The 20,905-nt window shown below is 72.2% G+C and carries 13 protein-coding genes; 4 read left to right on the forward strand and 9 right to left on the reverse strand.

Annotation, left to right across the window (positions count from 1 at the left end; genetic code table 11):
- Window positions 1-9 precede the first annotated feature (9 nt).
- A complete protein-coding gene (locus tag ACLJPL_RS00975) occupies window positions 10-1,563 on the forward strand; it encodes a DUF1996 domain-containing protein (RefSeq protein WP_411078706.1) in 1,554 nt (517 codons plus the stop codon).
- Between the two features lie 63 nt (window positions 1,564-1,626).
- Here ACLJPL_RS00975 and ACLJPL_RS00980 read toward each other — a convergent pair whose 3' ends face one another.
- Together ACLJPL_RS00980 and ACLJPL_RS00985 are read right to left on the reverse strand one after the other, a co-directional pair.
- On the reverse strand, window positions 1,627-2,124 hold the full coding sequence (locus ACLJPL_RS00980; protein ID WP_411078707.1) for a hypothetical protein: 498 nt from the start codon (window positions 2,122-2,124) through the stop codon (window positions 1,627-1,629).
- Window positions 2,125-2,151: 27 nt separating this feature from the next.
- Window positions 2,152-2,907 carry a class I SAM-dependent methyltransferase gene (locus ACLJPL_RS00985; protein WP_411078708.1) on the reverse strand — a complete coding sequence of 252 codons (756 nt, stop codon included), beginning with the start codon at window positions 2,905-2,907 and terminating at the stop codon, window positions 2,152-2,154.
- Between the two features lie 123 nt (window positions 2,908-3,030).
- Between ACLJPL_RS00985 and ACLJPL_RS00990 the strand changes: the two genes are divergently transcribed.
- The 3 genes from ACLJPL_RS00990 to ACLJPL_RS01000 are packed head-to-tail and all read left to right on the forward strand — an operon-like array spanning window position 3,031 to window position 5,811.
- Complete coding sequence (locus ACLJPL_RS00990; protein ID WP_411078709.1) at window positions 3,031-3,936, forward strand: metal-dependent hydrolase; 906 nt, start codon at window positions 3,031-3,033, stop codon at window positions 3,934-3,936.
- 3 nt (window positions 3,937-3,939) lie between these two features.
- Complete coding sequence (locus ACLJPL_RS00995) at window positions 3,940-5,016, forward strand: PDR/VanB family oxidoreductase (RefSeq protein WP_411078710.1); 1,077 nt, start codon at window positions 3,940-3,942, stop codon at window positions 5,014-5,016.
- Window positions 5,017-5,076: 60 nt separating this feature from the next.
- Complete coding sequence (locus tag ACLJPL_RS01000; protein WP_411078711.1) at window positions 5,077-5,811, forward strand: TetR/AcrR family transcriptional regulator; 735 nt, start codon at window positions 5,077-5,079, stop codon at window positions 5,809-5,811.
- A gap of 40 nt (window positions 5,812-5,851) precedes the next feature.
- Here the strand turns inward: ACLJPL_RS01000 and ACLJPL_RS01005 are convergent, their stop codons facing one another.
- The 7 genes from ACLJPL_RS01005 to ACLJPL_RS01035 all read right to left on the reverse strand — a co-directional run bounded on the left by ACLJPL_RS01005 (window position 5,852) and on the right by ACLJPL_RS01035 (window position 20,826).
- Entirely contained in the window at window positions 5,852-6,751 is a 900-nt protein-coding gene (locus ACLJPL_RS01005) for a GNAT family N-acetyltransferase (protein ID WP_411078712.1), read from the reverse strand.
- Window positions 6,752-6,910: 159 nt separating this feature from the next.
- Complete coding sequence (locus tag ACLJPL_RS01010) at window positions 6,911-7,615, reverse strand: DUF2470 domain-containing protein (RefSeq protein WP_411078713.1); 705 nt, start codon at window positions 7,613-7,615, stop codon at window positions 6,911-6,913.
- Between the two features lie 109 nt (window positions 7,616-7,724).
- Window positions 7,725-10,031, reverse strand: coding sequence for an ATP-binding protein (locus ACLJPL_RS01015; protein ID WP_411078714.1), 2,307 nt, complete (start codon window positions 10,029-10,031; stop codon window positions 7,725-7,727).
- 196 nt (window positions 10,032-10,227) lie between these two features.
- On the reverse strand, window positions 10,228-15,549 hold the full coding sequence (pulA, locus tag ACLJPL_RS01020) for a pullulanase-type alpha-1,6-glucosidase (RefSeq protein ID WP_411078715.1): 5,322 nt from the start codon (window positions 15,547-15,549) through the stop codon (window positions 10,228-10,230).
- Window positions 15,550-15,632: 83 nt separating this feature from the next.
- Window positions 15,633-17,369, reverse strand: coding sequence for a carbohydrate-binding module family 20 domain-containing protein (locus ACLJPL_RS01025; protein WP_411078716.1), 1,737 nt, complete (start codon window positions 17,367-17,369; stop codon window positions 15,633-15,635).
- Window positions 17,370-18,058: 689 nt separating this feature from the next.
- Window positions 18,059-19,117: a LacI family DNA-binding transcriptional regulator gene (locus ACLJPL_RS01030; RefSeq protein ID WP_411078717.1), complete on the reverse strand. Its 1,059-nt coding sequence runs from the start codon at window positions 19,115-19,117 to the stop codon at window positions 18,059-18,061.
- Window positions 19,102-20,826, reverse strand: coding sequence for a glycoside hydrolase family 13 protein (locus ACLJPL_RS01035; RefSeq protein ID WP_411078718.1), 1,725 nt, complete (start codon window positions 20,824-20,826; stop codon window positions 19,102-19,104). Before ACLJPL_RS01035 ends, ACLJPL_RS01030 begins: the two co-directional genes overlap by 16 nt.
- Window positions 20,827-20,905: the final 79 nt, after the last annotated feature.

Consider the following 20,905-nt stretch of genomic DNA (forward strand, 5'->3'; position numbering starts at 1 on the left):
AGGAGTCCCATGCGACGCACGACCCGCAAGAAACGTTCCACACCGGCGAACCGGGCCCTTGCCGCCTGTACCGCCCTGATCCTGGGGGGAGGTGGGCTGGTCGCGGTCAACGTCTACGCCTCCGCGGGAGAAGGACCGTCCGGTTCTCCGCCCACCAGGACCCAGAACGCCGGCCGCCAGATGTCCACCATCGACTGCCCAGAAGCCGTGAACGGGCTGCCCGATGTGCCCGACCCGGCGCGCCCCGAGGTCGACCGTGAGCTCGCGGCGATGGATACCCAGATCACCGACGCCTACCGGCAGTTCGCCGACCGGAAGGAGGAGATAGCCCGGGACCCCGGGCTGGCGGAGAACGCCGTGCTCGGCCCGTTGCGCAGCAAGCGGGCCGCGAGCCTCGACCGCATCGGCATCGCGATCGGACGCGTCGCGGAACGGCCGGACGGACTGGACGGCCTGGCCGGGTGCAGCCTGCGCGCCGACGACAGCCGCCCCGGAAACGGCGGCAACGGCGCAGGCGACGGCGACAGCGGCCAGGACGACGGACAGGGGCAGGACCAAGGCCAGAACCAGGGACAGACCGAGGGCCAGGGCCAGAACGAAGGCCAAGGCCCCGGCCAGGACCCCGACCCGGGCGAGAACCCCGACCCCGGCCCCGACCCGGGGCAGGGGCAATCGGGCAACGGCCCCGTGGCCGCCGATTTCGTCGACATCCAGTCCGTCCAGCCCAATACCCAGCGCCCCCGCCAGCGCCGCGGCGCGTCCCGGGGCACGTTCACCACCGACTGCGGCCGCAACGAGAACGGGAAGTTCAACCCGGACAACGTCATCGTCGCGCCCGGCGTGAGCAACGGCGCGCACCATATGCACGATTACATCGGCAATCAGGCCAACGACGCGTTCGCCGGCGACGACGTTCTGGCGAACGGCGCCACCACCTGCCGCAATCAGGGCGACCGGTCCACCTACTACTGGCCCGTCCTGCGGCTCCAGAACGGACAGGACGAGGCCGACGCGGACGCGGACGGCGGGGGCAGGGACCAGAACACCGGCAAGATCCAGACGCCGTCCCAGGTGACCCTGAAGTTCGTCGGCTCCCCTGTCGGCAAGGTCACCGCGATGCCCCGCTTCCTGCGGATCATCACCGGGGACGCGAAGGCGTTCACCAACGGCGACGCCAACGCCAACGCCTCCTGGAGCTGCACCGGGTTCGAGGACCGCCAGTTGAAGGACAAGTACCCGATCTGTCCCGCCGGGAGCCGGGTGGTGCGTACGTTCGCGTTCCAGAACTGCTGGGACGGGCGCAACACCGACAGCGCCAACCACCGCACCCATGTGGCGTTCGCCCAGCCCAACGGGCGTTGCCCCAGGGGCTTCCGGGCCGTTCCGCAGCTCGTCCAGCGGATCGTGTACGACGTGCCGCCGGGGCCCGGCTTCGCCGTCGACTCCTTCCCCGAGCAGCTGCACAAGCCGATCACCGACCACGGCGACTTCATCAACGTCTTCGATCAGCGGCTGATGAAGAAGATGGTGCGGTGCATCAACGACGGCCGCCGCTGCCGCTGATCCGGCACCAGCCGCGCCCGTCTCCCCCAGCCCACTGCCCCCCGCCCCCCTGAACCTGCGCGGTCAGCTCCCGTGGTGACCGGAGTGCCCTTCCTCGCTCCCCCCATCGCCGCTCTCCCCCGAGTGGTGCGGCGAGGCGGTCTCCACCGTCCCCCCGAGCCGGCCGCGCAGCGCCGCGACCACCTTCGCCTCACCGACCGCCACCCAGCGCCGGCCGACGAGATACGAGCCGCCGTAGTCCTTGGCCTCGTTGATCCACTCGCGCTGGCCGCGGTCGGTGGCGAAGGTGGTCAGCACGTAACGCCCGGTCGTCGTCGTGCAGTTGGCCTGCCGGAGCTCGTCGGCGTCGGTCTGTACGTCGGGGTCGCATCCGGCCTTCTCGGCCAGCTGCTCCAGGGTTCCCGTCGCGGCCGGCGGAGCGGCGGCCCCGCCCTTCCCGGCGGCGCGGTCCTTCCCGGCGTCGCCGGCCGCGCTGCACCCGGTCAGGAGCAGCAGCGCCGCCAGGAGGACGCCCGCGGCCCGGGGACCGGCTCCGACTCGCCATTCCGGTTCTGTCGCCATCGGCCCATCCTGCACCCAAAGGCAGGCTCAGGGGCGGGCTACGGCAAGACTCACCACGTAGACCTCCTCCACCTCTTCGCCCGGGAACCGGGCGGTCAGCAGCGCGCGTTCGCGGTCCAGGCAGTCCCGCACCGCCGCCGGGTCCGCGACCAGGAAGTCGGAGTAGGTGGCGATGTTGGCGAGGTGGACGTCGATCGGTACGCGGCGGCTCCAGGCCACCAGCCGGGTGCGGAAGTCGAGCCCTTCGGGCAGCGCGGCACGGAAGCGGGCCCGGCTGTCGTACGCGGTCGGGGCCTCGGCTCCGAAGAAGCTCCGCAGCCGCCGGTCCTGGTCACCGATCCAGTCCACGGTGGGATCGGAGTCGTTCCACCACAGGGCGAGCGCCCCGCCGGGCCGCAGCACCCGGCGGGCCTCGGGGACCGACCGGGCGGGGTCGGTCCAGTGCCAGGACTGGGCGTACGTGATCAGGTCCAGCAAACCCGTGCGCAGCGGCAGCCGGTTGCCGTCGCCCCGGACCACGGGCACGTGCGGCAGGCCCCGGCGGAGCTGCGCGGCCATCCCGTCACCCGGCTCCACCGCCGTGACCCTGGCTCCGCGGCCGTCCAGCAGGGCGGTGGCGATGCCGGTGCCCGCGCCGACGTCCGCGACCCGCGCTCCGGCCAGGGCCCGGCCGGACAGCTCCTCGATCGCGTCCAGCAGGGCGGGCGGATAGGAGGGGCGGTGAGCGGCGTAGGAGGCGGCCACCGTGTCGAAGGAACGGGCCCGGTCTGCGTTCGTCGTCATCCCTCCAGCATGACCCGGCCGGAGATTCCAGCACGGCCCGGCCGGAGATCCGTCCTAACCCGGCCGGAAATCCGTGCACGCACGCCTCTGGCCCCCCGGCATACCCGTCAGTACATTGACACCATGTCTAACACGCAGCCAGCGGCGGTCGCGTCGGAGCGGACGCCGCTCAAGGCCCGCAAGGTCTCCTTCGCCTGGGAGAAGACCCCCCTGCACTGGGTGCCGGGCGACCCGTTCACCACGCACACCATCAACGTGCTCCACCTGCTGCTCCCGGCCGGGGAGCGCTGGTTCATCCACGTGTACCGGCAGATCCTCCCGTACATCCACGACGAGCAACTCCGCGAGGACGTCATCGGGTTCATCGGGCAGGAGGCCGTGCACTCGCAGGCCCATGACGATGTGCTGCCGCATCTGCGGGAGTTGGGCCTCGACCCGACCCCGTACACCGCGCAGGTCGACTGGTTCTTCGAGAAGCTGCTCGGGGACCGGACGCTGCCGCCGGGGCGGGCGTCGAAGTGGTGGCTGATGGAGCGGGTGGCGACGATCGCGGCGATCGAGCACTACACCGCCTTCCTCGGGGACTGGATCCTCAACGCCGAGGCGCTGGACCGCCGGGGGGCCGATCCGACCATGCTGGACCTGCTGCGCTGGCACGGGGCCGAGGAGGTGGAGCACCGGTCGGTGGCGTTCGAGGTGTTCATGCACGTCGACGGCGGCTACCGCAGGCGGGTGCGGACCTGGGCGGCGGCCTTCTCGGCGCTGGTCTTCCTCTGGCAGCGCGGGACCCGGTTCTTCATGGAGAACGACCCGAGCCTGCTGCACGGCAAGGCGTCGTTCAAGGCGTTCCACACCAGCGGCAAGCAGGGCACGCTGCCCAGCACGGGCGCGATCCTGCGGTCCATCCCCAGCTACCTCAGCCGGTCCTACCACCCCTCGCAGGAGGGCAGCACGGCCCAGGCCGTCGCCTACCTCGCCCAATCGCCCGCGGCGCTGGCCGCCGAGGCCCGTACGACGGGAACGTCCTGACCCATGGCCCTGCCCCGTCTGCGCACCGTAGCCCTCGTCGCCGGTACCGCCCTGCTCACCCGGAGGGCGCTGCGCCGCCGGATCGCCCGGTCCCCGCTGTGGCCGATGCCCGCCCTGGCGGAGCCGATATCCGGCCACTCGCAGCGGCGGCCGACGACCGTCCGGCGGCTGCTGATCACCGAACGGACCCTGGCCGCCGAGGGCGTCGTACAGCTTCGCCTGGAAGGGTCGGGGCTGCCGCGCTGGCAGCCCGGGGCCCATCTGGACCTGGTGCTGCCGTCCGGTCTGGTGCGGCAGTACTCGCTCTGCGGCGACCCGGACGACCCCGACACGTACACGGTCGCCACCCGGCTGGTGGCGGACGGCCGGGGCGGCTCGCGCGAGGTGCACGAGCAGCTCCAGGAGGGCGCGGAGATCGAGGTGCGGGGGCCGCGCAACCGGTTCCCGCTGGTGGAGGCCCCGGCGTACGTCTTCGTCGCGGGCGGCATCGGCATCACCCCGGTCCTGCCGATGCTGCGGTCGCTGGCCGCTTCGGGGGCGAACTGGCGTCTGCTGTACGGGGGTCGGTCCCGCGCCTCGATGCCGTTCCTGGACGAGGTCGAGAAGCTCGGCGCGGACGGCGGCCGGGTCACGGTGGTCGCCCAGGACGAGACGGGTCACCCGGACACCGCCGGCGTGCTGGCGGGCATCGCCCCGGGCACGGCGGTCTACTGCTGCGGCCCCGAGCCCCTGATGGCGGCCGTCACCGCCGCGCTCCCCGAGGGCTGCACCCTGCACCTGGAGCGGTTCTCGGCCGCGACGGCGGATGCGGCGGAATCCGGCGCGTTCGAGGTGGAGTTGCACCGCAGCGGCCGTACGGTACAGGTCGCGGCCGGGCAGTCGGTGCTGGCGGCCGTCCGCGAGGAGCTGCCCCATGTCTCGTACTCCTGCGGGCAGGGCTTCTGCGGTACGTGCCAACAGCGCGTCCTGGCAGGTGAGATCGACCACCGCGACGAGCTGCTGACCGACGACGAGCGCGGCGACTCGATGCTGATCTGCGTCTCCCGCTGCCGGGGCGGGCGTCTCGTCCTGGACCTGTAGCGGATGCCGACTCCCGGACCTGCGGGGCCCTCCGTCCCGTGCCCCGGTTAGGCTGTCCGGATGACGACCGGGGTACGGCGCAGGATGGGCGTCGACGAGCGCAGACAGCAACTCATCGGCGTGGCACTGGACTTGTTCAGCCGGAGCTCTCCCGAGGATGTGTCGATCGACGAGATCGCCGCCGCCGCAGGGATCTCACGGCCGCTGGTCTACCACTACTTCCCCGGGAAGCAGAGCCTGTACGAGGCGGCGCTGCGGCGAGCGGCCGACGAGCTGGCCACCCGCTTCCTGGAGCCGCTCGAAGGGCCGCTGGGGGCGCGGCTGTTGCGGGTGATGGGGCGGTTCTTCGACTTCGTCGAGGAGCACGGCCCGGGCTTCTCCGCACTGATGCGCGGCGGCCCGGCGGTGGGCTCGTCGACGGCGAACGCCATGATCGACGGGGTGCGGCAGGCCGCGTACGAGCAGATCATCGCGCATCTCGGGGTGGACGTCCCGCCCGCCCGGCTGGAGTTGGTGGTCCGCTCCTGGGTCTCGCTCGCGGAGTCGACCGCGCTGATCTGGCTGGACGGGCGGCGCATCCCGCGCGCCGAGCTGGAGACGCAGCTGGTGCACGACTTCGCGGCACTGGCCGCCGTCAGCGCCGCGTACGACCAGGAGATGGCGGGCATCGTGCTCCGGGTGCTCTCCCAGGAGCCGCTGGACGGCCCGTTCGGGGACCTGCTGGCCCGGCTGTCCGCCCTGGCCCCGGACGTACCGGCGGTCCCGGCGCAGCGGCTGCCCGGGGGCATGCCTTGAGGGCGACGCCCGACAGCCCCCGGCTCCCCCCCTCAGGCGGTCAGCCCGTTCGGACGCCGTCCAGGTCCAACTGGTGCTGGTGTGTGGTGTGCGTGGGCGCGTATCCGAGGCTGTCGTTGACGCGTCTCATATGCGTGTTGCTGTCGGCGGTGTCCGCCAGGAGGCCCCCGAGCTCCGGGCAGTGCGCGCGGATCCGGCGGATCGACTCGGCCTTCATCCAGCGGCCGAGGCCGTGTCCCCGGTGCTCGGGCAGCACGCCGGTGCCGTAGTGCTGGCCGTCGCCCGTGCCGTCGCCGGGGACGACCAGTTCGGTGAACGCGGCGATCGAGCCGTTGGAGGCGTCGACGGCCGCGACGGTGTGCAACTGCTCGCCGCGCGCCTCGACGGCCTTCGCCGCGGCCCGGACCCGGTCGACGTCCCAGGTCACCGTGCCGTAGTCGGTGTCGTCCATGGGCATGTCGTCCATGGCGCGGCGTGACGCGGCGAACGTCGCGGCGAGTTCGTCGGGAACGGTCCCCCGCCATGACGTCAGCCGGTAGCCGGGATGCGGGCGCTCGACGATCGCGTCGAGCGCCGCCGGGTCCGCGTCGGCCAGCGGCAAGCGGAAGAACCGCAGGGTGAGGACCTTGCGGAAGCCGCGCGCCGCCAGGAAGCGGTCGCCGGGCGATCCGGCCCCCGCCTGCGCGACGACGCAGCGTCGGCCGTCGTCCCGGGCGGCGGCCACGGCGGCTTCGAGAAGCCGGGTGGCTATGCGCTTGCGTCGCTCCACGGGGTGGACCTGGAGGCTCAGTTCCGCCAGGTGGGCCTGTCCGGGGTCGATGAACAGGCGCAGGAAGGCCGTCCCGACCGGGATGGAATCGGCATCGGACGCCAGCCAGGCGAGACGCCGGCCGTACGCCCCGTCTGCGGGGTCCGTCAGCGGGGTGATGCGCAGCGACACGGCGCCTCCGATGTGAGGGGGTGAGGGGCGGCGAGGTCCGGTGTGCGGGTTCGCCCGGTGGGCGCGCCGTTCACCGCAGGACCCTATCCCCATCTCCTCATCCCCCGCTCCGGGCCGCTTCCCGGGTGCGCCTGCGGGATGGCCCTCACTCGGGGCGGCTCAGGTCAGCAGGCCGTTGCGGTGGGAGACCCGGCGGGCGGCGGCCAGGAGGGCGTGGATCTGGGGGCCCGCCTGGTCGATGTCGGTCACCGGCTTCGGGAACGGGAGCCGCACGTCGCGGTGGGTGCTCGGGTACTCCAGGCGCAGGGTCACGCCGTAGCGGTCCATCGCCAGGGGCAGGGCTCGGACCATCCCCCGGTCCGGGAGCGGGCGGACCAGGCGCAGCAGCAGCGGGACGAGCTCGCTGTGGTCGTCGAGCAGGTGCGTCAGCATGCCCGCCTCGCACGCGGCGACCGGGTCGGTCTCCGTCTGCTCCAGCTCTTCGAGCGTGGTGAACGTGCGGCCCTCGGCGTCCTCCAGGACCGCCTGGCCGAACTCCATGCAGGTGGAGCTCTCGGCGTCGGTGCTGTACGGGGCCGCCAGCAGCCCGGTCACCGTGACCCGGGCGCGCAGCCGGTCGCGTACGGGAGTGGGGGCGATGTCCGTGAACTCCAGGCGGGCCGGGACCCGTTGGCCGGCCGGCGCGTGACCGCCCTCGGTGGGGGCGTGCAGGTGGATGTGGCCCATCGCCCCGGTGCCGTCCAGGCGGCGGACTTCGGTCTGCACGCCGTCGCTCACCACCGTCATCGAATGGGCGACGACGAGGATCGACCGAACGCGCTCGGCGCGGGTCGGCTGCGTGGCACGGGCGCTGAATGGACGCATCCGAGTCTCCAGAAGCGGTCAGGGGACCCAAGTGGTTACTTAGGCATGCCTAACCTAACCCATGACGTGTTGGCGAGGGTAGTCCGCCGTCCGAACCGGTCCGTACGCATCACCCTCCCCGGGTCCCCCGGAGCGGGAGTCCGCTGTGCAGCGCCGCGGCGAGGCCGACCTCCGCGTTGTCCGTCTGGCCGCGCTCGAAGGCGCGCTGGTAGACCTCGTCGCCGACCGCGGCCCGGGCCTGGAGCTCGCAGGTCTCGCGGACCGCCCCCAGCTCCGGCGTACCGCGCTGGGGGTGGCCGACCATCCGCCAGTACGCGTGTCCGGTGCCGTAGACCCTGGCCGCCCGGGCCCCCTCGCCCTGGGCGGCGATGGCGGCGGCCAGGATGTCCAGGCCCAGCGCGATGCCGAAGCTGTCGCGGAGCCGGTGCTTGCCCGCGAGCATCGCCCGGGCGTGCGCGGCGGAGGCTTCCGGGCGGCCCTGGAGCAGGGCGATCAGGGCGAGCTGGTAGTCGGCGTAGGAGCGGGTCCAGTACTCGCCGCTCCGCTCGCAGGACCGGCGCAGCTCGGTCGCGGCCCGCCCGGACTCGGTGAGCCGGCCCAGGGCGGTGAGCGCGAAGACGGTGACCAGGCGGCAGCGCAGCCGGTGGGCGGACTCGGCGGCGGTCCGGTCGGCGGCGGCGGCCTCACCGGCGTCGACCGGGGTCGGCTCGGCGTGAACCGCGTCGACCGGGGCTACCTCGACCGGAGCCGCGTCCGCCGAAGTCGCGTCGACCGGGGCTACCTCGACCGGAGCCGTGTCGGCGTGAACCGCGTCGACCGGAGCCGCCTCGGCCTCGGCCCCTTCCGCCGGCGTCGTCCCGGCAGCGGCGGTGTCGGTCGCCGCCCCCGTCATCCGCAGCACCCGCTCCGCCGCCTCCAGCGCCGCCGCGGGCTCCCCCGTCATCAGCTGGGTGAGGCCGGAAAGGTAGGCCGCGCCGAGCATCCCCTCGTCGTCCCGGTCGTACAGCGCGACGGCCGTGCAGAGCGCCCCGTACTTCTCGGCGGTCGTGAAGTCCCCCTGGAGCAGGGCCGCGACACCCAGCACCCATTGCAGCCGGGTCCGGTGCGGGCCGTCCACCGGGCCTGCGTCCAGGGCCCGTTGGGCGTAGCCGCGCGCCTCGGACAGATGGCCGCAGCACGCCCAGAAGAAGCCGACGCGGCCCGCCATCTCCTGGGCCGCCGCCACATCGCGGGCGAGCAGGTGGTCCAGGGCGGCGCACAGGTCCAGGTGGGTGTCGGCGATCTTGTGGTACCAGGAGATCTGGTCGGGGCCGGTCCAGCCGTCGTGGGCCCGGCGGGCCAGGCCCAGGAAGCTGGCGGCGTGCCGGTCGGCGGCGGCCCGCTCCTCGCCGAGTTCGGTGAGCCACATGCGGCCGTACTCGCGCAGGGTGTCGAGCATCCGGTAGCGGGGGCCGTCGCGCTGGACGACGGACTGGGCGACGAGCCCTTGCAGCGCCCGGTCCACCTCCTGCGGGGTGAGCGGCCCCCCGGTGCAGACCTCGCGGGCGACCTCCTCGTCGAAGTCCGTGCGCAGCAGGGTCAGGCGGGCCCACAGGAGCCGCTCCAGCGGGGTGCAGAGCTCGTGGCTCCAGCCGATCGTGGTGCGCAGGGTGCGGTGGCGGCGGGGCCAGAGGGTGTCGTCGGCGAGGAGGTCGAGGCGGGAGGCGGTGAGGTCCTCGGCGTCGACCGGGGCGTCGAAGCGGGTCCCGATGCGGGTGGCGAGCTGGGCCACGGTGTGGCGGCCGATGCCCGCGGCGGCGAGTTCGATGGCGAGCGGGATGCCTTCGAGGCGGCGGCAGATGTCGGCGGCGGCCGCCCGGTCCCCCGGCGCGTCCAGGCCCGCCCGGGGGTCGCCCGCGCGCAGCCGGTCCTCGAAGAGCCGCAGCGCGTCGGGCGCGCCGTCGACCGGCAGCGGCTGGATGCGTACGACGTGCTCGCCCCGGGTGCCGAGCGGCTGCCGGCTGGTGACCAGGACGGTGAGGCCGGGCGAGGTGGTGAGGAGCTCGGCCAGCAGGTGGGAGCAGGCGGCGCGCAGGTGTTCGGCGGAGTCGAGGACCAGCAGGAGGCGCTTGTCGCTGAGCCATTCGCAGAGCGCCTCGACGGGCATCCGCAGGGTGTGGTCCGCGAGCCCGACCGCGTCCGAGACGGTGGGGAGCAGCAACCCGTCGTCGTAGAGCGGGGAGAGGTCGGCCCACCAGGCGCCGTCCGGGTAGCGGTCGGCGGCGGCGCGGGCGGCCCGGACGGCGAGCCGGGTCTTGCCGACGCCGCCGGGCCCGATCAGGGTGGTCATCCGCCGTGTGGCCAACGCGGTGTCCAGCCGGGCCAGTTCGGCCCGCCTCCCGACGAAGCTGCTCGTCTCCTCGGGAAGGAATCCCACCTTGGTCATCATCACCGTCCGGCACGCTGGGGCAGAGGGCGCCGGTGAGCCGGCCCGCCCCGGGCGAAACTCCTGCCGCACGAACCGGGCCGGTCCCGCCTCCCCTCCAGGGGGGAAGCGGGACCGGCCGGGTGGACCAGGACGGCTGTCGCGGCTCCTTCGCCGACGTCTGCCGACACCGTAGTGCCGGTCGGCGTCAGCGCAGGGAGAAGACCGCCGCCGTGCGTCCCGGTACGGTGAAAGTGGCTGATTTCCCGTCGTACCTGGCTCGTTTGACCGTAGGATCCGCACCCTTGGCCTGGACCGGGTGCAGGGCGTACGTCGTGCCCGCCGGGGCGGCGAGCCGCTGGGCAGCGGTGTCGGGGGTGGCGTTGAGGACGACGGCGAGCTTGCCGAGGCGCATGGTGATCACGCCGGGGGTCTCGGCCGGGCCGGAGAGCGGGAAGGACAGGGCGGACTGCACCTGGCCGGTGGTGGAGAGCGAGAACTCCTTCTCCGTCGTACGGATGGTGAGCAGATCGCGGTAGGCGGCCGAAGCGCCCTCGATCTGGGCGCACCGGGGGGCGATCGTGGCGGAGGCCGTCAACAGCGGCTTCGCGTAGGACCACTTGTCCCGGTTGTCGGCGGCCGGCGGCAGTCCCCGGCCGAAGCCGTTGCCGTCGCGGCAGTCCCAGTGCAGGGCGTTGAACCAGTCGCCGCTGTCGTAGGAGTTGCGGTCCAGCGACTTGGAGCGCAGCAGGTCGGTGCCCGCCTGGGAGAGCGAGGGCCCCTGGGAGAGGACGGAGGCGGCCATCGCGACCACCTGGGCCCTGGCCCGTTCGGCGGCCGTCGTGCCGGCCGGGAGCTTGAAGGCGAGGGCGTCGAACAGCGTCTCGTTGTCGTGGGCGTCGGAGTAGGCCAGCGCGTCGCCGGGGGCGGCCGCGTATCCGGCGGGGGCCCCGTTGTAGTCGACGTCCGAGCCCTTGACCCTGCGGCCGGAGGCGTCGGTGAAGGTGTAGTCGGCGAGGTTGCCGCTGAGGCCGACCTTGATCAGGTCCTGGTAGTGCAGCAGCCGGGCCTTCTGCTCGGCGCGGGCGCCGTTGGCCGGGGAGGAGTTGGGGTCGGTGTAGAGGCCGGAGGCGAAGCCCTGGACGCCGGGGTCCTCGTCGAAGGGGCCGCCGCCGCGCACGGCGTCGCGGGCCCGGTCGGAGAAGGTGGCGACGCCGGTGCCGGCCATGTTCTTCTGGGTGGCCTGGACGAACCGGGCGTCGTCCGCGACCTCGCCGAAGTTCCAGCCCTCCCCGTACAGGATGATCTTCTTCCCGTCCACGCCGTCCTTGGCGGGCGTGAGCCGGTCGAGCGCCTTGCGGACCTCCAGGATGTTGTCCTTGGGGTGGTGGCCCATCAGGTCGAAGCGGAAGCCGTCGACCTTGTAGTCCTTCGCCCAGGTGACGACCGAGTCCACGACGAGCTTGCCCATCATGGTGTTCTCGGGCGCGGTGTTGGCGCAGCAGGTGGAGGTGGCGACGGAGCCGTCGTCCAGGAGCCGCTGGTAGTAGCCGGGCACGATCTTGTCGAGGACCGACTTGTCGTCCTGCCCGGAGGCGACGGTGTGGTTGTAGACGACGTCCATGACCGTGCGCAGCCCGGCCCCGTTGAGGCCCTGGACCATCTGCCGGAACTCGACCGTGCGCCGCGTGCCGTCGGGGTCGGAGGCGTACGAGCCCTCGGGGACGGTGTAGTGGAGCGGGTCGTAGCCCCAGTTGAAGCCGTCCTCGGCGGCGACCTCGCTGACGCAGTCCTGCTGCTCCTCGGAGTCGGGGGCGTGGGCGGGCAGGTCGCACGCGGGCTTTCGCTGATCGGCCTTCTTCTCGGGGATCGTCCCGATGTCGAAGACGGGCAGCAGGTGGACGTGGCTGGTGCCGGAGTCCGCGAGCTTCCTCAGGTGCTTCATGCCGGCCGAGCGGGTGTCGGTGAAGGCCAGGTACTCCCCCGGGTGCTTCGCCGTGCGGTCCGTGATGGAGAAGTCCCGGACGTGCAGCTCCTGGATCTGGGCGTCCCGCAGCGGGGTGGCGGCGGGCTTCTTCAGGGCGGACCAGCCGCGCGGCGCGAGCTTCGGGTCGGTGAGGTCGACGACGAGGCTGCGGGCGGAGTCGGCGGTCAGGGCGGTGGAGTAGGGGTCGGTGACCTTGTTGGTGACCAGCTTCTGGACGGTGGGAGCCCAGACGGTGACGGCGTACCGGTAGGGCTTGCCCCGCCAGTCCTTCCTGCCGGTGACCGACCAGACGCCGGTGCGGTCGTCGCGCTTCATCGGGTGGGCACGGCCGTCGAGTTCGAGGGCGACGGCCTGGGCGGTCGGGGCCCAGACGGAGAGCGTGGGGGTGTCCCCGCGGAAGACCGGGCCGAGTCGGGCCGAGGCCGCGTTCTTCCCGTACAGGTCGTCCAGGACGCCCGCCGTCTGTACGCCGGTGGCGGCGAGCAGGGCGCCGTTGGCGGCGCGCTGGGTGGCGATGAGCTGGCCGCGCAGGGACTCCCGGACGCGGTCCCGGTCGCGGGCGTCGACGGTGAAGGCCGGATAGTCCTTCAGGTGCGGGTGCTCGGCCTTCTGCGCGTCACTGAGCGCGGCCGGGGCGAGCCGCAGCCACTGGCCCTCGTCGGAGAGCGCCCCGTCGACGACGGAGATGCCGCCCTTCTTCGCGTACACGAGTTGCTGGCTGGTGGCGTCGGTGGTCTTCACCTTCCAGACCACGGTGTCGGCGTCGATCCACTGCGCCTCGGCCTTGCCGAGGTCGGGGGCGGCCCCGCCGCCGATCTGCGGGAGCAGATAGCCGGACTTACCGCCGAGCATCCAGACCTCGTGGCCGTACGTGGCAAGGTCGAGGGACTGGTCGCTGGGGAGGTCCTTCTCGTCGCCCTTGTGCAGGATGTAGCTGAGCGAGGTGGCCCCGTCGACGAGCGGCACCTCGAAGGTGACCCCGTAGGCGTCCTTCCTGACCGGCATCAGCGGCTTGGCCCAGTCGGTGGGCTCCTTGGCCCCGGTCCAGGCGTGCAGCCCCCAGCCCTCGTAATTCCCGTCCGGGCGGTGGTAGTTGAGGACGGCTTTCGTGGTGTCCTGCGGCGGGGCCTCGGGGGCCTCGACCGCCTGCTCGTCCTCGCCCTGCTCGATCCAGACCTGCCCAGCCGCGGAGAGGTCGATGGTCCGCTCCGGTCCGTCGGCCGCACCGTTCTTCTCGACGGTGTACGGGAGGGAGCCCGTGCCCTCCGCCAGGTCGACCCAGGCGAACGCGCCGAACGCGTCCCGCCCGATGAAGTCGGCAGTCCTGTCACCGGACTTGAGCTGCCAGCCCGCGTAGTCGCCGTCCGGGCGGTGGTAGTGGACGACGGCCCGGTCGCGCTCGACGGCGACGGGCTTCGGCGTCGGCGGGGCCTGTCCTGCGGTGGTCGCGGCGAGGGCGCTGGAGGTGCGGCCCGCCCGGTCCACGACAACGGCCTTGTAGCGCAGGGGCGTTCCCGCCTTCACCGACGCGTCGAGGTACTGCGTCACCTTGTACGGGGCGTGGTCGGCCGAACCGAGCGTCTGCCACTTCCCGTTGCCCGCCTGGGCGGCGAAGACGACCCGGTTGAGCTGGCCGCCGTCCACGTCGGCGGAGATCTCGACGGTGCCGGTGGCTCCGGCGGCCGGGGCCTTCAGCGCGATCGCCGGCTTGGCGGCGGGTGCACCGAGCGGCTTGTCCGCCCGCAGCACGACGCTGGAGAGGGCGGGCACGGTGACCGTGACCTTCTTGTCCGTACCGCTGCGGACCGTGCCGGAACCACCGTAGAGCGTACGGAAGTTCATCCCGGCCGACTCGGTGGCCAGCCGGACCTCCTTCGGGGCGCGCGCGTTGTTGGAGGCGACCAGGTACTCGTGGGGCCGCTCGGCGTCGATGCGCGAGGTGGCGTACACCGAGCCCTGCGCGTACCGCTCGCTCTGCACACCGTCCCGCAGCGCCGGGTGGTCCTTGGTGAGCTTCGAGAGCCCGGCGATGGAGCGGTAGACCGGGTGCCCGGCGTCGTACGCGTCCGAGGCGTGGGTGCGGTCGGTGCCGAGCTGGTCGTCGTCCAGGTAGTCGGCGGTCTTCGAGGCGAAGAGGGTCTGGCGGGCGTCCTTGTCGCCGCCCGCTCCGGTGAAGCCCTGCTCGTCGCCGTAGTAGATCACCGGGTTGCCCCGGCCGAGGAACATCAGCTCGTTGGCGAGCCGGGCCCGCTTCAGCAGCTCCGCGTCATCGGCGTCCGGGTTGTCCTGCTTGAGGAAGGTCCCGATGCGGCCCATGTCGTGGTTGCCGAGGAAGGTGACCTGCTCGTAGGCGTTGGCCTTGTCGGTGGTGTAGCGGTAGTCGTCGCCGTACACCGAGGCGAGCCGCGCGGCCGGAGCGCCCTGGGAGGCGAACTGCCGGGCGGCCTCCTGGAAGGGGAAGTCCAGCGTCGAGTCCAGCCGGCCCCGGGTGACGTAGGGCGAGGTGATCGCCGGGTCGGCGGAGTAGACCTCACCGAACATGAAGAAGTCGTCCCGGCCGCGCTTCGCCGCGTACGCGTCGAGCGCGGTGGCCCACTGGGTCCAGAAGTCCAGGTCCACATGCTTGACGGTGTCGATGCGGAACCCGTCGATGTCGAAGTCGCGGACCCACTTCTCGTAGATCTTCTCCATGCCCTTCACGACCTCGGGACGCTCGGTCCACAGGTCGTCGAGCCCGGAGAAGTCGCCGTACTCGTTGGACTCGCCGGCCCAGGTCGAGTCGCCCCGATTGTGGTACATGGCCGGGTCGTTGAGCCAGGACGGGACCTTCTTGCCGGTGTTCGGCGTCTTCACCGGGGTGTACGGGAAGGAGTCCTCGTCCACCTTCTTGACGCCGTCCCGGTCGTCGAAGGGGCGGCCGGTCCTGTCGAGGTAGGGGAAGGCGCCCTTGGGCTTGTAGCCGTAGGTCTTCTCCGCGTAGTCGACGGTGTCGGCGGTGTGGTTGGTGATGACGTCGAAGAAGACCTTCATGCCCTTGGCGTGGGCCTTGTCGATCAGCTTCTCCAGGTCGGCGTTGGTGCCGAAGTGCGGGTCGACCTGGGTGAAGTCGGTGATCCAGTAGCCGTGGTAGCCGGCCGAGGCGTCCTTGCCGGCGCCCTGGACGGGCCGGTTCTTGAAGATCGGGGCCAGCCAGATCGCGGTGGTGCCGAGGCCCTTGATGTAGTCGAGCTTCTGGGTGAGGCCCTTGAGGTCGCCGCCCTGGTAGAACCCCTTGTCGGTGGGGTCGAAGCCGTGCTCCAGGCGTGAACCCTTGAGCCCGCCGCGGTCGTTGGCGGTGGATCCGTTGGCGAACCGGTCCGGCAGCACGAAGTAGAACTGCTCCCGCGTGAGGTCGTGCCGGGCCGCCTCGCGCGCGAGCTTCGCGTCCGATGGCGGGGCGGGTGGTCGGGGCGACGCGGCGGCGGTGGCCGCCGGGACGAGGGGCAGCAGCGCGGCGCAGAGCGCGGCGGCGACCCCTCGCCCGAGGGTGGTGGTTCGGGACACGGGAGGGTGCTCCTCGGCTGGTGTCAGGAGGGTGGGCCGCGGGCCGGCGACCGAGGCCGCCGGCCCGCGGGTTCATCAAGAGGTCAGCCGCGCCACACGTCGGCGGTCAGCGTGACCTTCCCGGAGGACGGGACGGTGGCGGTGCGGTTGGCGCCGCTCTCCCAGGTGACGTTGCCGCTCGCGTCCTTGCGGACGTACTTGTACGCGAACGACGTCCCGGCGGGCAGGTTCACGTCCAGCTTCCACACGGGGTACGCGGCCGGGTCGAGCTTCGGCGCGTTCGCCGGGTTCCAGTTGCCGAGGGCCGCCTGGTCGCCGGTGACGTGGATGTTCTGGCCGAGCTGGGTGGTGGCGTTGACGCCGAAGGAGGCGCCGGACCGGCCGTTGCCGGGGCCCGGGTCGGGGTTGGAGCCGCCGCCACCGGAGCACGTACGGGCATTGGCGTGCAGGGCCACCGCCGTACCGGCGCCGAGCGTGGCGGTGAACTGGCCGGAGCCGTTGACCGTGACACCCCGGCCGCTCTGCACGTCGCAGTAGTCACCGGCCGGCAGCGAGGTCTGGAAGGTCCGGGTCAGCGAGGAGCCCTCGTGGTTGATGGCCACGTACGCCTTGTTGCCCCGGCCGAAGGCGATCTGGTCGCCGCCGTTGTCCCACCAGTGGGTGACGGCCTGGCCGCGTGCCGCGTTGCGGAAGCCGACCATGGAGGAGATCTCGCGCCAGTCGTGCTGGCACTTCCAGCCGTCGCTGTAACAGGCGTTCACCTGGCCGCCGTTGGGCGGTCCGGCGTCGTGGTTGCTGAACTCGTAGCCGGAGTGGACGTCCGGGGAGCCGTAGGGCCAGGCCAGCATGAAGACGTTGGCGAGGGTGTAGGCGGAGCCGTGTCTGTAGTTGAGGGTGTCGCCGCCGCGCTCGGTGTCGTGGTTGTCGACGAAGACGGCGGACTTGCCGGACTCCATGAAGCCCCAGCCCTCGCCGAAGTTCTTCAGGTGGGCCAGGTTCTCGTTGAGGAAGACCTGCTTCAGGCTCCGCCCGTAACGGAACTCCTGGACGTCTCCGCTGCCGAGGTACTCGGAGGGTGAGACGGCCTCACCGGCCCCGTGGATCGCCTCGTGCTTCCAGTAGACGTTCGGGTTGGTGAGCCGGGTCTTGATGTCAGCGAGGTCGGCGGCGGGCATGTGCTTGGCCGCGTCGATCCGGAAGCCATCGACGCCGAGCGAGAGCAGGTCGTTGAGGTAGCCGGCGATCTTGCCGCGTACGTAGTCCTCGCCGGTGTCCAGGTCGGCCAGGCCGACCAGTTCGCAGTTCTGGACGTTGGCGCGGTCGTTGTAGTTGGTGATCTGGGCGCGGCAGTCGTCCATGTCATTGCCGGAGTAGAGCCCCGGGTAGTCGTACTTCGTGTACGACGAGCCGCCGGTGCCCGTGCCGTTGCCCGCCGCCATGTGGTTGATGACGGAGTCCGCGATGACCTTGACCCCGGCCGAGTGACACGTGTTCACCATGGCGGAGAAGGCGGCCCGGTCACCGAGACGACCGGCGATCTTGTAGCTGACGGGCTGGTACGACGTCCACCACTGGCCGCCCTGGATGTGCTCCTGGGGCGGTGAGACCTGGACGTATCCGTAGCCCGCCGGACCGAGCGTGTCCGTGCAGGCCCTGGCTATGGAGGCGAACTTCCACTCGAACAGCACGGCGGTGACGTCCTTGTCGCCCGGAGCGGCGGCCCGCGCGGGGGACGCGGCGCCGAATCCGGTGGGGATGACGAAGGCGGCGACGACGCCGGCCGCGAGGGCGAGCGCCGCGGACGGGGATCTGCGTGCCATGTCTTTCCTCCTGCGGGGTGGGGGAAACGCGGGTGACGGTGCAGCCTCAGCCGGCAACGCGCCATGCCCTCAAGGCTCCTGAAGGTTCTTGCTGCAAGAATGCAAACCTTGCCGCGGAGCAGACCGTACGAGGCCGTCAGGAACTGGTCAACCCTTTGGACATCCCGCGCTCACATCCATGAAACAAGCCGTTTTTCTTCGCGGTTTCTTGCTGCAAGGTCTTTCGCAAGATATTGCGGGCCTGTTACGTTTCATCCGACTCCGGTCCGGTCGGCCGTATGCACGCGCCCGGCCGGCCGGGCCGGTCACGTACACCAGAGGCGCCCGGGAGTCGCTGCAACTCCCCGCCGGCCCTTCCTGGGCCGACTCCCGGGCGCCTCTCCTGTACGTGGCGGACCTCTTCAACAGCTCTGTCCGCCCGCCGCGTCGCGGACCGCTGGACATAAGGGGCGGCGAGCGAGGGGGCGACGTCGTCGCGCACGACCTCTGGGCGGAGGGATTCGCCCCCGGGCCGACCGCCGACGAGACGGAGACGGTCCGGTCCGCCGCGGACACCCCGGATTCCCCACTGGCCCCGCACCGGGCGGAGCTGGCCGCCCTGGACGCCATGGTCCGGGTCCCCCCTCCGGACCCGGACCCGCCCCTGCCCCGGCCCGCTTCCGTACCGGCCGGCACCGCCCCGTACCGGCTCAGCCGCCCCGTACCGCAGCCGTCGAGCCCCGTACCACCAGCTCCGGCTGGAAGACGTACTCGGTGCGCTGCACCGGGCTCCCGCCGATCTCCTCCAGGAGCGCGCCCACCGCCGCCGCGGCCATCGCCTGGACGGGCTGGCGCACCGTGGTCAGCGGCGGGTCGGTGAAGGCGATGAGCTGCGAGTCGTCGAAGCCGACGACCGAGACGTCGCGCGGGACGTCGAGCCCCCTCCCCCGGGCCGTACGGACCACGCCGAGGGCCATCAGGTCGCTGCCGCAGACGATGCCGGTGCACCCGGCGTCCAGCAGCGCGCCCGCCGCCACCTGGCCGCCCTCGACGCCGAACAGGGTGGAGCAGACGAGGAGTTCGGCTTCGGAGCGGTCCATGCCGAGCAGGGAGACGGCCGCCTCCACGAACCCGTCGCGTTTGCGGCGCGAGGGGACGTACCGCTGCGGGCCGATGGCCAGGCCGATCCGGCGGTGGCCGAGGTCCGCGAGATGGCTCACCGCCATCCGTACGGCAGCGTTGTCATCGGGTGACACGAACGGGGCGCTGATCCGCTCGTTGTAGCCGTTGATCAGGACGAACGGGACACCGCGCTCGGTGAGCGCGGCGTACCGCGCCGGGTCGGCCGAGGTGTCGGCGTGCAGCCCGGACAGGAAGACGATGCCCCCGACGCCCCGCTCCACGAGCTGTTCGACGAGCTCGTCCTCCGTCGCCCCGCCCGGGAGTTGAGTGCAGAGCACGGGGGTGTAGCCGTGTCCGGCCAGCACCTGTTCGACGGACTGCGCGAACGCCGGGAAGATCGGGTTGGTGAGTTCGGGCGTCACCAGGCCGATCAGTCCGGCGCTGCGCTGCCGCAGCCGCAGCGGCCGCTCGTAGCCCAGGATGTCGAGCGCCGCGAGCACCCGCTGACGCGTGGTGTCCGCGACGCCCTGCTTCCCGTTCAGGACCCGACTGACCGTCGCCTCGCTGACCGCCGCCTGGCCGGCGATGTCGGAGAGGCGGGGGGCTGCCGTGGTCCTGGGTGCGGGCAGTGTCACACCGTCCACCACACCGTGGTGTCGGCGGGCAGCTCCATCTCCGCGCCGTCCACGGTGACCGGGGAGCTGGCGAGCAGCACCCGGCCGCGGGCGGCGATGCGGACGGGGGCGGCGGTGGTGTTGACGGTGCAGACGAAGCCGGGGCGGGCGAGGACGAGGACGCCCTCGGGGCCGTCCAGCCACTCCACGTCCGTGCCCGCGCCGAGGCCCGGGTGCTCGCGGCGGGCGGCGATCGCGGCCCGGTACAGCTCCAGCGTGGAGCCCGCCACGCCGGTCTGCGCCTCGACGGAGAGCTCGCCCCAGCCGGCGGGCTGCGGGAGCCAGCTGCCGCCGTCGCCGAATCCGTACGACGTTCCCTCACGGTTCCAGGGGATCGGGACGCGGCAGCCGTCGCGGAAGCCGTCCTGGCCGGCGGCGCGGAAGAAGGACGGGTCCTGGCGTGCTTCGTCGGGCAGGTCGGTGACGTCGGGCAGGCCGAGCTCCTCGCCCTGGTAGACGTAGGCCGAGCCGGGCAGGGCGAGCATCAGCAGGGTGGCGGCGCGGGCCCGGCGCAGGCCGAGTTCACGGTCGCCGGGGGTACGGATCTGGGTGCCCAGGCCCGCCGGGTTCCCGAACCGGGTGGTGTGCCGGGTGACGTCGTGGTTGGACAGGACCCAGGTGGCGGGGGCCCCGACCGGGCGCATCGCGTCCAGCGAGACGTCGATGACCCTGCGGAGCTCCTCGGCGTCCCAGGCGGTCGCCAGGTACTGGAAGTTGAACGCCTGGTGCATCTCGTCGGGGCGCACGTAGTTGGCGGTGCGCTCGACGGTCGGCGTCCACGCCTCGGCCACGGCGATGCGCCCGCCCGTCACCCGCCGCCCGTCCGAGGAAGGCCCTCCGGGCCCCATCGCGTCCGGGTACTCGTCCAGGATGGTGCGCCAGCTGCGGTAGATCGCGTGCACGCCGTCCTGGTCGAAGAACGGCATGACGTCGTTGCCGAGCAGCTTGAGCTGGTCGTGGGAGCCGAGGTCGGGCAGACCGTCCGCCTTGACGAGGCCGTGGGCGACGTCGACGCGGAAGCCGTCGACGCCCATGTCGAGCCAGAAGCGCAGGATGGAGCGGAACTCGTCGGCGACGGCCGGGTGCTCCCAGTTGAAGTCGGGCTGCTCGGGGGCGAAGAGGTGGAGATACCAGTCGCCCGGGGTCCCGTCCGGGTTCGTCGTACGGGTCCAGGCGGGGCCGCCGAAGATGGACTCCCAGTCGTTGGGCGGGAGTTCGCCGTCCGCGCCCTTTCCGGGGCGGAAGTGGTAGCGCTCACGCAGGGCGGAGCCGGGGCCCTCGGCCAGGGCGCGCTTGAACCACTCGTGCTGGTCGGAGGAGTGGTTGGGGACCAGGTCGACGATGATGCGCAGGCCCAGGCCGTGCGCCTCGCGGATCAGCGCGTCGGCGTCCAGCAGGGTGCCGAACATCGGGTCGATGGCCCGGTAGTCCGCGACGTCGTACCCGGCGTCGGCCTGCGGGGAGGCGTAGAAGGGGGAGAGCCAGACCGCGTCGACGCCGAGGTCCCTCAGGTAGGGCAGGCGGGCGGTGACGCCGGCGAGGTCGCCCATGCCGTCGCCGTTGCCGTCGGCGAAGCTCCGCGGATAGACCTGGTAGATCACCGCGTCCTGCCACCAGCCGGTGCGGTGGCCCGGGGCGTCGTCGGACGTGCCGGTGGAGGGGGCAGCGAGGTGCTGGGTCATGTCGTCCCTGGGGTGTCTGGGTGGGGAGCGGCGCCGGTGGCCGGGTCGGGGTTTCCGGCGCCGCCGTGACAGTTGCGGT

The organism is Streptomyces sp. cmx-18-6 (assembly GCF_046548915.1).
Classification (GTDB): domain Bacteria; phylum Actinomycetota; class Actinomycetes; order Streptomycetales; family Streptomycetaceae; genus Streptomyces.

Bases quoted from the DNA above. Each gene is read 5' to 3' on its own strand.
- ACLJPL_RS00975 (WP_411078706.1), top strand. From the start codon at position 10: ATGCGACGCACGACCCGCAAGAAACGTTCCACACCGGCGAACCGGGCC.
- ACLJPL_RS00980 (WP_411078707.1), bottom strand. From the start codon at position 2,124: ATGGCGACAGAACCGGAATGGCGAGTCGGAGCCGGTCCCCGGGCCGCG.
- ACLJPL_RS00985 (WP_411078708.1), bottom strand. From the start codon at position 2,907: ATGACGACGAACGCAGACCGGGCCCGTTCCTTCGACACGGTGGCCGCC.
- ACLJPL_RS00990 (WP_411078709.1), top strand. From the start codon at position 3,031: ATGTCTAACACGCAGCCAGCGGCGGTCGCGTCGGAGCGGACGCCGCTC.
- ACLJPL_RS00995 (WP_411078710.1), top strand. From the start codon at position 3,940: ATGGCCCTGCCCCGTCTGCGCACCGTAGCCCTCGTCGCCGGTACCGCC.
- ACLJPL_RS01000 (WP_411078711.1), top strand. From the start codon at position 5,077: ATGACGACCGGGGTACGGCGCAGGATGGGCGTCGACGAGCGCAGACAG.
- ACLJPL_RS01010 (WP_411078713.1), bottom strand. From the start codon at position 7,615: ATGCGTCCATTCAGCGCCCGTGCCACGCAGCCGACCCGCGCCGAGCGC.
- ACLJPL_RS01025 (WP_411078716.1), bottom strand. From the start codon at position 17,369: ATGGCACGCAGATCCCCGTCCGCGGCGCTCGCCCTCGCGGCCGGCGTC.
- ACLJPL_RS01035 (WP_411078718.1), bottom strand. From the start codon at position 20,826: ATGACCCAGCACCTCGCTGCCCCCTCCACCGGCACGTCCGACGACGCC.